General features: G+C 68.3%; 10 protein-coding genes. 4 read left to right on the top strand and 6 right to left on the bottom strand.

Annotation, left to right across the window (positions count from 1 at the left end; all coding sequences use genetic code 11):
* The first annotated feature begins 1 nt into the window (after window position 1).
* Window positions 2-400: a hypothetical protein gene (locus NX784_RS08260; protein WP_258816184.1), complete on the top strand. Its 399-nt coding sequence runs from the start codon at window positions 2-4 to the stop codon at window positions 398-400.
* A gap of 182 nt (window positions 401-582) precedes the next feature.
* Here the strand turns inward: NX784_RS08260 and NX784_RS08255 are convergent, their stop codons facing one another.
* Window positions 583-1578 (bottom strand): bile acid:sodium symporter family protein, encoded by a 996-nt coding sequence (locus tag NX784_RS08255; RefSeq protein WP_258816183.1) that lies wholly within the window; start codon window positions 1576-1578, stop codon window positions 583-585.
* A gap of 289 nt (window positions 1579-1867) precedes the next feature.
* On the opposite strand from NX784_RS08255, the gene NX784_RS08250 reads away from it, so the two are divergent.
* From NX784_RS08250 to NX784_RS08240, 3 genes are all read left to right on the top strand, one after another.
* A complete protein-coding gene (locus tag NX784_RS08250) occupies window positions 1868-3595 on the top strand; it encodes a rhamnogalacturonan lyase B N-terminal domain-containing protein (protein ID WP_258816182.1) in 1728 nt (575 codons plus the stop codon).
* The gene (locus NX784_RS08245) at window positions 3592-4266 is read left to right on the top strand and encodes a hypothetical protein (RefSeq protein WP_258816181.1); all 675 of its coding nucleotides are present in this window, start codon (window positions 3592-3594) and stop codon (window positions 4264-4266) included. The genes NX784_RS08250 and NX784_RS08245 overlap by 4 nt, the downstream gene beginning before the upstream one ends.
* A 164-nt stretch (window positions 4267-4430) precedes the next feature.
* Window positions 4431-6569: a S46 family peptidase gene (locus NX784_RS08240; RefSeq protein WP_258816180.1), complete on the top strand. Its 2139-nt coding sequence runs from the start codon at window positions 4431-4433 to the stop codon at window positions 6567-6569.
* Window positions 6570-6578: 9 nt separating this feature from the next.
* Here NX784_RS08240 and NX784_RS08235 read toward each other — a convergent pair whose 3' ends face one another.
* Genes NX784_RS08235 through NX784_RS08215 form a run of 5 tightly spaced genes read right to left on the bottom strand, consistent with a single transcriptional unit; the run spans window position 6579 to window position 12495 of the window.
* Complete coding sequence (locus NX784_RS08235; protein ID WP_258816179.1) at window positions 6579-7967, bottom strand: sensor histidine kinase; 1389 nt, start codon at window positions 7965-7967, stop codon at window positions 6579-6581.
* Entirely contained in the window at window positions 7964-9358 is a 1395-nt protein-coding gene (locus NX784_RS08230) for a sigma-54-dependent transcriptional regulator (RefSeq protein WP_258816178.1), read from the bottom strand. Before NX784_RS08230 ends, NX784_RS08235 begins: the two co-directional genes overlap by 4 nt.
* A 26-nt stretch (window positions 9359-9384) precedes the next feature.
* Window positions 9385-10581, bottom strand: coding sequence for an ABC transporter permease (locus tag NX784_RS08225; RefSeq protein ID WP_258816177.1), 1197 nt, complete (start codon window positions 10579-10581; stop codon window positions 9385-9387).
* Window positions 10581-11822 (bottom strand): ABC transporter permease, encoded by a 1242-nt coding sequence (locus tag NX784_RS08220; RefSeq protein ID WP_258816176.1) that lies wholly within the window; start codon window positions 11820-11822, stop codon window positions 10581-10583. The genes NX784_RS08225 and NX784_RS08220 overlap by 1 nt, the downstream gene beginning before the upstream one ends.
* Window positions 11812-12495 carry an ABC transporter ATP-binding protein gene (locus tag NX784_RS08215; RefSeq protein WP_258816175.1) on the bottom strand — a complete coding sequence of 228 codons (684 nt, stop codon included), beginning with the start codon at window positions 12493-12495 and terminating at the stop codon, window positions 11812-11814. Before NX784_RS08215 ends, NX784_RS08220 begins: the two co-directional genes overlap by 11 nt.
* Between the last annotated feature and the right edge of the window lie 12 nt (window positions 12496-12507).

Genomic DNA, 12507 nt, shown 5'->3' with positions numbered 1-12507 from the left:
GATGCCCGGATGGAGCGCGCTGTACCTGGCCGGCGACGTCGCGCTGTCGGCCTGGATGCTGCGCCACGAATTCCGCCGCCGCGGCCGCGCGGCGCTCATCGCGACGGCCGAATTGCTGGGCAGCGTGTGCCTCGCGCTGCCGGCGTTCGCCTATCTCGACAAGGACGTGGCGGCCTTGTTCGACGACGCGGCGTTATGGGGTCTGTTCGTGGTCGGGCTGGTGGCGCTGGCGTGCTTCGGCTGGCGCGACGTCCGCGCGAGCCTCGCCGACCCGCGCACCGCGTGGCTAGCGCCTCGGCGGCGCTGGCTCGTCACGGCGCTGGGGCCGGGCATGATGCTGGCCGCGTCGGTTCCCGAAGTGTGGTGGGGCGGGCTCGCACTGGCGCACGCGGCGCCCTGACGCATGCAACGGCGGGCACGGAACGCCCACCGATGTTTGGTAGGGTGGGCGGCTCGCCGTCCACGCGGTGATACGCATCGTTCGATCTACCGCGGCTGCGCCGGGAATCGTTGAACGCGTGGACGGCATTCACGCCGCCGTCATTCACACATCGCGGTGCAGCCGTCCAGCCTACGAGCGATTCAGGGACGGGGTTCGCGGCCCCATTTCTGCGCCAGCACGGCGCACACCATCAGCTGGATCTGGTGGAACAGCATCACGGGCAGGATCACCATGCCCAGCGCGCTCGGCGCGAACAGCACCTTCGCCATCGGCACGCCGCTTGCGAGGCTTTTTTTCGAGCCGCAGAACACGATCGTGATCTCGTCCTCGCGGTTGAAGCCGAGCCGGCGGCTCGTCCACGTGGCGAGCCCCAGCGCGATCGCCAGCATCACGCAGTTGATGGCGACCAGGCCCGCGAGCGCTTCGCCGGACAGCTTGTGCCACAAGCCTTCGATGACAGATTCCGAAAATGCCGTGTAGACGACGAGCAGGATCGAGCCCTGGTCGACGATCTTCAGCATCGGCTTGTGGCTGTCCACCCAGCGGCCGATCCACGGGCGCAGGAATTGTCCGGCCAGGAACGGCAGCAGCAGTTGCTCGACGATGGCGATCACGGCGTCCAGCGCCGAGCCGCCCGCCGCGCCGCGCACGATCAACGTGGACACGAGCAGCGGCGTGACGAAGATGCCGACGAAGTTCGATGCCGAGGCGCTGCACACGGCCGCCGCCACGTTCCCCCGCGCCATCGACGTGAACGCGATCGACGATTGCACGGTCGAGGGCAGCGTGCACAGGAACAGGATGCCCACGTACAGCTCCGGCGTGACGACGCTTCCCGCCAAGGGCTTCAGCGCCAGGCCCAGCAGCGGGAACATGACGAACGTGGATGCGAGCACCAGCAGATGCAGGCGCCAGTGCGTGAGGCCGGAGACGAGCGCCTCGCGCGACAGCTTGGCGCCGTGCAGGAAGAACAACAGGCTGATGGCGACCGTGGTGATCTTGCCGAGGACGACGGCCGTGTGGCCGGCGCACGGCAGCACGCTCGCGAGGGCGACGGTGCACAGCAGCAGGATGGTGAAGGTGTCGATCGACAGGCGGCGCAGCAGGGCGGAAACGGGGGCGAGGAAGCTTGGCATGGTGAGAGGAGAAAGGCTCCGGGCGGCGCCGGACCCGTCATTTTATCTCGATCCGCGCCAGCGTGCTTGCCATACCGCCCGTCGCTACAGGCGCTCCGCTCAAGCGCGTGATTCTTTGCGCAAGGGACCGTGCGCCCCGTTGACCCGCCGCGCGTGGGCCATCAATACTAGCGTGCCAACAAGGCAACGACAGCAACGACGACCGGGCCGGACGTCCCGGGATCACGGAGCCCGCCGCAGGCATGGGAGGGGCGCGCCACGTCCTCACCAACAACAGGAGACAGGCACGATGCACAAGTTCTTGCGCAGGACCCCGGCCGCGATGACGGCCATGCTGTGCTTACTGACCGCCGGCTGCGGCGGCGATCCGGGTGGCGGCGCGACCGCGGGCCCTGACCGGATGCTGGCCACCGTCGCGGCGGCGTCCTCGTTCGGCCTCACGCAGGACGCGAACTTCTACACGATCGACACGGGCGCGGGCCTCGTGTTCAAGGTCCGCCGGCTGGACAACGGCGTCAGCACGCAATCGGCCGGCGACATCGCGTCGATGGTCTACAACGGCCTCGAGTACCAGGACCAGGCGCGCGGCACGCAGGTCAATTCAGGCTTCGACTACCTGTACTCGGGCATCTCGGCGGTGGACGTCAGCGCCGTCACCGTGGGCACCGACGTCGCCAAGGTCACGGTCAAGGCCGGCAACCTCACGCACTACTACATCGCGCGCCGCGGCGAGGCGAAGATCTACATGGGGACGTATTTCACGAGCGAGCCGGATACGTTGAACCTGGCGCGCTTCATCGTGCGCGTCCCGATCGCGCGGCTCCCGAACGGCCCCGCACCGTCCGACCTGCGCGGCAACACGGGCGCCATCGAGGCAAGCGATGTCTTCGGCATGCCGAACGGCGAGACGCGTTCCAAGCACTACTCGAACATGCGCCTGAAGGACTGGCAATACATCGGCGCGACGGGGACGAACGTCGGCCTGTGGATCGTCCGCGACAACAACGAGGGGAATTCCGGCGGCCCGTTCTACCGCAGCCTGCTGAACCAGGGGACTAGTACGGACCAGGAGATCACGTACATCATCAACTACGGCGAGGGCCAGACGGAGCCGCTGCGCACGAAAATCCTCAACACCTACACGATGGTGTTCAACGACGGCTCGGCACCGGGCGCCGTCGACACGTCGTGGCTCGGCACCCTCGGCCTCACGGGCTGGGTGGCGCCGGAAGCGCGCGGCGCCGTCAGCGGGGCCGCCATCACGGGACGCGATCCGCGCTTCGCCTACACGGTGGGATTTTCCAACGCGACGGCGCAGTATTGGGCGGCGGTCGACGCCACCGACGGCCACTTCGCGAGCACCGGCATGATCCCTGGTACGTACACGATGAAGGTCTACAAGAACGAGCTGGCGGTCGACACGCGTACGGTGACGGTGAACGCGGGTGCGAACACGGACGCGGGCAGCATCGCCGTGACGGGCGATCCGGGCGCTGCTACCGCGCTGTGGCGCATCGGTGACTGGGACGGCTCGCCGGCGGAATTCATCAATGGCGGCAAGGTGACGACGATGCATCCGTCCGACGTGCGCATGGCGTCGTGGACGCCGGGCGACTACGTGGTCGGCACGTCGACGCCGGCCACCGGCTTCCCCGCGTACCAGTGGAAGGACGTGAACGGCGCGCTGACCGTGCGCTTCAACCTGCGCCAGAGCCAGATCGTGCCGCTGCGCCTGCGCGTCGGCATCACGACGGCGTTCGCGGGCGGGCGGCCGAAGGCGCAGGTGAACGGCTGGGTGTCGGCGAATCCGGCGCCATCCACGCAGCCGTCGTCGCGCACGCTGACGGTGGGCACCTACCGCGGCAACAACACGATGTACACCTTCGACATTCCGGCGAGTGAGCTGGTCGTCGGCCAGAACGTGCTCACGCTGACGGCCATCAGCGGCACCAGCGGCACGCGCTTCCTGAGCCCCGGCTACAGCTACGACGCCATCGACCTGATCCCGACACCATGATGACAACCACCATGTACCACACGACGATCCGCCTGCTCGGCGCCGCCACCCTGGCATTGGCCGCCCACGGCGCGGGCGCCACCGTGCTGGCGACGCTCGGCGCAGGCAGCACGGTGGGCACGACGACGAACGCCGCCCACTTCGACCTGAACACGGCGCTCGCCAACGACTGGGTCGAGGACGGCCTGCTGTTCCACTTCAGCGGCTACGGCGCGAACAACGGCTGCGGCTACGCGGGCGTCGATTGCTATGACGCCGTGACCGACCTCAGTCCCGCGTTCGCCGGCAACTACATGGCGACGGCGGGCATGAACGCGTACATCAGCGTGCGGCGCGCGGACGGCGGTGCGATCCACCGCATCGAGTTCGCGGCCGGCAGCGGCTACCGCACGCTGAACGGCTACTGGGCCACGTACGGCGCGGGCTTGCGCACGGGCAGTGGCAACTTCACGGCGCCAAGCGGCGCCGTGCTGGGGCTGCGCGACGGCGCCGGCTTCGACGAGGTGCGCTATTTCGCCTTCTCGACGGCGAACCGGCAGGCGGGCTACAGCGCGCCCGCGCTGGACGAGGTGCGCGTCGGCGTGCCGGAACCGGCGTCGCCGGCGCTGTGCGCGCTCGCGTTCCTCGGCATGGCGGCCGTGCGGCGGCGCGCCGGGAACAGGTCGACATGAAACGTAAATACGCTTAAAGCATATTCCGGCGGCATGTGGTGCCCGCGCGACGCCGAAGCGCGGGCTGTACATACTACCGACAGGCGTTTACTGACGATTTCGTTTCCGCATCAAGACAAGCTGGCGATATACTCGTGTTTATTTTTTTGCATCCGAGGCTCGTCTTGTTCAAATCCGTCGTCCTTCCCGTCGCCCTGCTGGGTGTTGCCGCCGCCGCCGGCGCCGATGAGGGCCAGTGGCAGCCGCACCAGCTGCCGCAACTGAAATCCGAGCTGAAACGCATCGGCATCACGATCCCGGCCGAACGCCTCGCGGATTTGACCAAGCATCCGATGAGCGCCATCGTCGCGACGCCGGGCTGCTCCGCGTCGTTCGTGTCGCCGGACGGCCTCGTCGTCACGAACCACCATTGCGGCTACGGCGCGATCCAGCGCAATTCGACGCCCGAACACAATTACATCGCCAACGGCTTCCTCGCGAAGACGCGCGCCGAGGAACTGCCGGGCGGTCCGAACACGGTCGTCTACGTGACGGAGAAGGTCGAGGACGTGACGGACCGCGTGCTCAAGGGCCTCGCGCCCGGACTCTCCGGCAAGGACCGTCACGAGCAGGTCGAGGCGCGCATCAAGGCGCTGATCGCGGAGTGCGAGAGCGACAAGGCCTACCGCTGCTCGGTGCCCGCGTTCAATCGCGGCGGCTCGTACTACCGCATCAAGCAACTGTTGATCCGCGACGTGCGCCTCGTGTACGCGCCCGCGAACAGCGTGGGCGACTTCGGCGGCGACATCGACAACTACGAATTCCCCCGCCACGTCGGCGACTTCTCGTTCCTGCGCGCCTACGTGGGCCGCGACGGCCGCCCGGCGGACCCGTCGCCGGACAACGTGCCCTATCAATCGAAGAGCTTCCTCGTCGTGTCGGCCGAAGGGTTGAAGGCCGGCGATCCGATCCTGCTGGCCGGCTACCCGGGCCGCACGAGCCGCTACAAGCTGCCGGCCGAGATCCGCTTCGCGCGCGACGTCGACTACCCGGCGAAGGTCGCGTCCATCACGGCCGACCTGTCCGTGATCGCGGCCGCCACGATGGGCAACCCGGACTACACGGTGCGCTACGCAAGCGTGTCGAAGAGCCTGAACAACGTGCTGAAAAAGACGCGCGGCCTCCAGGACGGCTTCGCGCGCAAGGACATCGCCGCCATCAAGGATGCGCAGGACGCGCAATTCCGCGCCTGGTACAAGCAGCATGGCACGGGATCGAAGAACCTGCTGGGCGACCTCGATGCCGCCATCGCCGCCGACATGGCGACGACGCAGCAGGAAACCGCGTGGGCGGAAGCCACGCACAGTGATCTCCTGAGAAGCGCGCGTACCTTGTACCGCCTCGCGCTCGAGCAGCAGAAGCCGGACGCGCAGCGCGAAGCGGGCTACCAGGACCGCGACGTCTCGTTCATCAAGGCGCGCCTGACGCGCCTCGAGCAATCGTTCGTGCCGAGCGTCGACCAGGCCCGCTGGCAGGCCGCGCTCGTCCGCTACGGGAAGATCGATGCGAAGGCGCGTCCGCAAGGCCTCGATGCGCTGCTCCCGGCGCAGAACGCGCTGGCGCCGCTGTACAAGGGGACGGAGCTGGGTGACACGGCGAAGCGTCTCGCGTGGATCGGCAAGGATGCGGACGCGTTCCGCAAGTCGAACGACCCGTTCATCCAGCTCGCCGTGCGCCTGCACGACACCGGCATGGCCCTGGAAGAGCGCCGCAAGGAAGTCGACGGCAACCTGGAGCGCGTCGTCCCGCAGTACATGGACGCCGTCATCGCGTGGAAGAAATCGCAGGGCAAGCCCGTGTACCCGGATGCCAATGGCACGTTGCGCGTCACCTACGGCACCGTGGCGCCGTACAGCCCGCGCGACGGCATCGTCAAAGGACCGTTCACGACGGTGGAAGGCATCCTGGAAAAGCAGACGGGCAAGCCGCCGTTCGATGCGCCGCACGCGCTGCTGCAGGCGATCCGCGACAAGCGCTACGGCCAGTTCAAGGACCCGGTGCTGGGCACGGTGCCCGTGAACTTCCTGTCGAGTGCCGACACGACGGGCGGCAACTCGGGGTCGGCCGTCATGAACAAGCGGGGCGAACTCGTGGGCCTGAACTTCGATTCGACGTATGAATCGATCACGAAGGACTGGTACTTCGATCCCGTCATCACGCGCGCGATCCACGTCGACATCCGCTACATGCTGTGGCTGATGAAGGAGGTTGACCATGCGGACAACCTGCTCAAGGAAATGACGATCAAGTACCCGAAGGGTTGAGAACAGGCGTCACGGCGCCGGAAACCAGATGTCGAACCGCGTCTCTCCCGGCGCCCCCGGCGCGAGCGAATACGTGCACCCGTGCCGCTGCAATACCTCGCGCACGAACATCAGCCCGATTCCCTGGCCGCCCTTGCGCGTCGTGAAGAACGGCGTGAACAGCGGCCGCGCCGGCCCTGACGCCAGCAGGTCGCCGGAATCCACGACCGACAGCCGCACACGCCGTCCCTCGGCGGTCAGTTCCAGCCGCACGAAGCCGCCGGCCGCGCCGCGCGCCGCGTTGGCTTCGTCGATCGCCTCGATCGCATTCTTCACGATGTTGAGCAGCGCCTGCTCGATCAGCTGCGCATCCAGCGCCAGCGGCGCGACTTGGTCGCAGCGGTGCCAGCCGAGCACGATGCCGCGGCTGCTGCACTGTTCCCGGTTCAGCCGCAGGATGTCGTCGACGACGGCCTTCACGTCCGCCGGCTTCAGTTCCGGCGGCGGCATCCTGACGACCTTCGTGAAGCGTTCGATGAATTCGCCGAGACTCTTGTTGCGGCGCTTGACTGCGACGATCGCCGTCGCGAAGTCGCCCGCGTCCGGCTCGGCGAGCTGGCCGCGGTAGAACAGCAGCGAATCGAGCACGGAGCCCGTCGCGGCCACGGTGTTGTTGACTTCGTGCGCGAGCACGCGCACGAGGCGCTCATACGTGGCGCGCTCCGAATCTTCCAGCTCGGCCGTCAATTCCTCGACCATCAGGAAGTGGCGCGCGAAGCCGCGGTCGAAGAACTGGCCGCGCCGGGCGCGGTAGCGGCGGCCGTCCGGATCGGCCAGCAGCCGCGCTTCGCCCAGCGGCAGCGCGTCCAGCTGGGCCGCGAGCTGCCGGCTGCGTGCGCGTGCCCGCGCATCCAGGCCGGCCGCGAAGCCGGCGTCGCCGTCGGGCCAAGCCGACAGCGGCTTGCCCTGCGGCCGATCCAGGCCGAGGAGTTGCGCGGCGCTCGCGTTCACGAGGCTGATGGCGCCGTCGAAATCGAACACTAGGACGGCGGCCGGCGTCGCTTCCAGCAGCCGGTCGAGGAAGCCCTGCTGCTCGCCGATGGCCAGGCGCTCGCGGTGCAGGGCGGCCAGCATCGCATTGAACGTGTCCACGAGGCCGTCCAGTTCGGACGACGCCGGCGCCGCCAGCCGGCTCGCGTAGTGCTGGTCCTGCAGCAGTTCGTGCACGCGGCGCGTGTAGCCGAGCGGTTCCAGCGCCTGGCGCACGAGGCGCCAGCCCAGCGCGAGGCTAGCCAGCAGCAGCGCTTCCGCGCCGACGAACCACAGCGGGCGCGCCGGCAGCAGCAGGGCGGCGCAGGCGAACAAGGGCAGGTGCAGCGCCAGCACGTAGGCGCCCAACCGTGGACGCAGCCGGATCATCCGTCCGCGTCCACGCCCGCATCGCCCAGTCCGTGGCGTTCGAGCCGGCGATACAGCGCCGTGCGCGACAGGCCGAGCGCCTTGGCGACGCGCGAGATGTTGCCCGTGTGCTGGCGCAACGCCTGCTCGATCATCAGGCGTTCGACCTGGTCCAGGGTCATGCCGTCCACGCCGAGGCGCGCGCTGCCCACGTTGTCGTCGACGGCGCTCGTGGCCTGGAAATCGGCGTGCGTGAGCAGGCCTTTCCCGGCCAGCAGCAAGGTGCGCTCCAGGGTCTGCTTCAACTGCCGGATATTGCCGGGCCACGGCTGCGCCGCGAGCCAGTCCAGCGCCTGCGGCGCAAGGCAGACGGGCCCGAGCCCATAGCTCTCGGCCACGCCGGCGACGATGTGACGTGCCAGCAGCGGGATGTCGCTGCGCCGTTCGCGCAGCGGCGGCAGGCGGATCGTGATCAGGTTCAGGCGGTAGAACAGGTCTTCGCGGAAGTCGCCGGCCGCCACCAGTTCCGCCAGCTCGCGGTTCGTGGCGGAGATCACGCGCACGTCGGCCTGCTCGGCGCGACTCGCACCGACGGGCTGGTAGCGCTGGTCCTGCAGGACGCGCAACAGTTTGACCTGGTCGCCGCGGTTCAGCTCCCCGATCTCGTCGAGGAACAAGGTGCCGCCGTCGGCGCTCGCCACGTGGCCCTTGCGGTCGGCCTTCGCATCCGTGAACGCGCCGCGCACGTGGCCGAACATCTCGCTTTCGAACAGCGAAGAAGCGATGGCCCCCATGTTGATCTTGACGATGGGGGCATTCCGGCGCGGGCTGTTGCGGTGGATGGCGTCCGCGATCATTTCCTTGCCCGTGCCGCTTTCGCCCAGCACCAGCACGGGCGCGCGCGTGGCCGCGACCTGCGCGATCGTCTCCAGCACCTTCAAGAGCTTTGGATGCTCGCCGACGATGCCCGCGAAATCGTATTTCGCGTCCAGCGCCGCGCGCGTGGCGCGGCCCGCCGCCGGGGGCGCGCCGAGGTCCAGGGTGGCCTCGATCAGGTCGACCAGCTGGGCGTTGTCCCACGGTTTCGTGAAGAAGTTGGCGGCGCCGGCCTTCACGCCGCGCACGGCCAGTGCGATCGAGCCCCAGGCCGTCATCAGCAGCACGGGCAGCACGGGGTGCGCCGCCTTGATGCTGGCAAGGAGATCGAGGCCTTCCTCGCCGCTCGTCTGCAGCGAGAAGTTCATGTCCTGCAGGACGAGGTCGAACCTGCCGGCATCGAGCTGCGCGAGGGCCTCGCGCGGGCCGTCCGCGCAGGCGGCGTCGAAGCCGGCCTGCTTGAGGAGCAGGGCCAGCGAGACCTGGACGGCCTGGTCGTCGTCGACGACCAGTACGCGCCTGCGTTGTGATTCCATGTGCGAAGTCTTTCTCGTCTCTCTCGTCATTCGTAGTGCAGCGCCGCGGCAGGATCGAGGCGGCTCGCGCGCCAGCCCGGGTAGAGCGAGCACACGAAGGATAGCAGATAGATCACGGCCATCGACAGCGCGCAGGCCCCCGCGAACACGGACCAGTTCAACGCCTCGCCCAGCGCGCCCGTGAGCGGCAACTGCACGAGCAGCACGAGGCCGACGGCGACTGCGAGAGAGCACAGCAGCAGCTGTTCGAACACGATTTGCCGGTAGATGCCGGCCGCGCTGGCGCCGAGTGCGCGGCGCAGGCCGATCTCGGGAATCCGGCGCGTCGTGTTCTGCCACAGCACGCCGAACAGGCCGAAGGCGACCATGACGAGCATGAACCCGGCGATCACGGCGACGGCGGCCAGCGGCACGAGCTGCTCCTTCAGCAGGGCGGCGCGGGCGGCCGCCAGCGGGGAGATCTCGTACGACCAGTCGTTGCGCACGCGCTTCAGGCGCTCGCTCAGCTTCGCTTCGAACGCGCGCGGCGTTCCCGGCGCGACCTTGAGCAGCATCGTGCGCACGCGCGACTTGGTCGTGTGCGGGGCGAAGCGGACGATGACGAATTTCGTCGGGATCATCAAGGGACCCTTGTTGCGGAATGCGTCGACGAGACCCACGACCCGGTATGTCCGGGGCACACCGTCTTCCGCGCTCGTGAAGCGCTGGCCCAGCGCCGGACGGCCGGGGAACAGCGCGGTCGCCATGCGCCCGTTCACGACGACGGCGGTGTCGGGCGCGCCGTCGTCGGTTGCGTCGAACCAGCGGCCCGCGACGAGGTGTACGCCGAGCGCGTCGGCGACGCCGTCGCTCGCCTCGACGGTGTCGCTCAGGATGCCCGTCCCCGTCTGCGCCGACTTGAAGCTCATGGTCCACGTCGACAAGGTGTACGGTGCGAAGCTCGCGAAGCCGACGGCGCGCACTTCCGGCAGCTCGAGCAGGCTGCGGCGGAACAGGTCGTAGGTATCGGGGGGGATCGCCTCGGCCGGCAGGTCGGACATCAGCATCGAGACGGACCACGTGTCGGTGCCGTCGAAGCCCAGCGGCTCGCGGTACAGCTGCCAGCAGCGCAGCCCGAACGCGGCGATGCCGAACACGATGGCGAAGGCCAGCAGGATCTCGAGGCTCAGCATCAGGTGCCTGGACTTGCGCTGCCAGGTCAGTTGCAACAGGTGGCGCAGCATCACGCGGCTCCTTTCAGGGCATGGACGGGATCGAGTCGCGACATCTTCCACGCGGGCAGCGCGCCGGACAGCAGGCCGAACACGAGGGCCAGCACCATGCCGCAGCCGAACACGGGGAGGTTGATGTCGACGTCGAGATAGGGGATCAGCTGCGACGCTTCGAGCCACCACAGCACGAGGCGCGCGCAGGCGAGGCCCAGCAGCCCGCCGGCAAGGCACAGCAGGACGTTCTCGACGACGAGCTGGCCCGCCAGTTGCAGGCTCGTGGCGCCGTAGGCCTTGCGCACGCCGATCTCCGCGCTGCGTTCCATGATGCGGCCCATGTTCAGGTTGACGAGATTCAGCGCGGGCAGCAGCATGAACAGCAGCATGCCGCCGCCGATGATCAGGAGCAGCGTCGTTGCGCCAGAATCGGCCTCGCTCTGGCGGCTCAGCAGCACGCGGGCGAACACGTCCAGCTTGCTGTCGGCCCAGAACTGTGTCGTCGAGAACGCGTGCGGGTCCTCGCTGACGAACGTCGTCGCCGCGTGCGCGACCTCGCGCTGAATGCGCGGGACGTCGCCAGGGGTGCGCGCCAGCAGCATGGCGGCGAAGCCGCCGATCAGGTCCTTCTGGTAGTCGGTCGAGGGGAACGTCGTCAGCGGCGCCCAGATGTCGGCGTACGCGTTGATGTGGATGACGTCCGCGACGACACCGATGATCTCGAACGTCTGGCCGCTCACGCTGATGCGCTGTCCCACCGCGCGGCCGTCCGCGAACAGCCGGCGGGCCGTCGATGCGTTGACGACCGCGACGAGGCGGCCCAGCCGGTCGTCGTCCTCGTTCGGCAGGCGCCCGGCCACCACGTGGAAATCGAGGATCTTCCAGTAGTCGGCATCGACGCGGCGGATGTCGAGCTGGCTCACGCGGTCGCCCTGGTAGACGGACACCGGTCCCGGAATCGTGAAGGCCGATACGCGCTCGGCGCTCGCGATCGGCTTCAGGTATTTGTCGATCGTCTTGTAGCCGAGCAGGGTGGTGCGCATGTTCTTGCCGTCGGGGCTCATGCTGCGGATGCCGTACACCTGCAGCAGGCGGTCGCTCTTGCCTTCCACGCCGTGCGGCCAGAACGTCGTCTGCAGCAGCGCCGTGATCACCATCAGCACGACGAGCGTCAACACGATGCACGCGAGGTTGATCGCCGTGAACAGCTTGCGCCGCATGAAGACCTTGTATGCGGTCAGCAGGTAGTTACGCAGCATGGAGGTGCTCCTGGCCCACGAGCTGGCCGTCGAACACGCGCACGATGCGGCCGACGCGGCGGGCTTCCTGCTCGTCGTGCGTGACCATGACGACGGTCGTGCCCTCGGCGTTCAATTGCAGCAGCAGGTCGATGATCTCGGCCCCCATCTTGCTGTCCAGGTTCCCCGTCGGTTCGTCCGCCAGCAGCACGTGCGGGCGGCCGACGATGGCGCGCGCGATCGCCACGCGCTGCTGCTGGCCGCCGGACAGCTGGTTCGGAAAGTGGTCCATGCGCGCACCGAGGCCCACGCGGGCCAGCGCCTCGCGCGCCAGCTTGCGGCGCTCGCCGCCGGACAGGCTGCGGTAGAGCAGCGGCAGTTCCACGTTGTCGATCACGCGCAGGTCGGGGATCAGGTGGAAGCTCTGGAACACGAAGCCGAACGTCTGGTTGCGCAGCCGCGCCACGGCCTTGTCGCCGTACGAGCCGATGGCGGCGCCGTCGATTTCCACGCTGCCTTTCCCCGGCCGGTCGAGCAGGCCGATCAGGTTCAGCAGGGTGCTCTTGCCGCAGCCGCTGGGGCCCATCAGCGCGACGAATTCGCCGCGGTCGACGGCGAGGTCGATGTCCTTCAATGCCAGCGTCTCGACCTTGTCGGTGCGGTAGGTCTTGCTGACGTCATGCAGTCTGATCATGGTGTCTCCCGG

The organism is Massilia pinisoli (genome assembly GCF_024753285.1).
Taxonomy (GTDB): Bacteria; Pseudomonadota; Gammaproteobacteria; order Burkholderiales; family Burkholderiaceae_D; genus Telluria; species Telluria pinisoli.
Note: the sequence above shows the minus strand (reverse complement) of the source record. Positions and strands in the feature narration are given on the sequence as shown.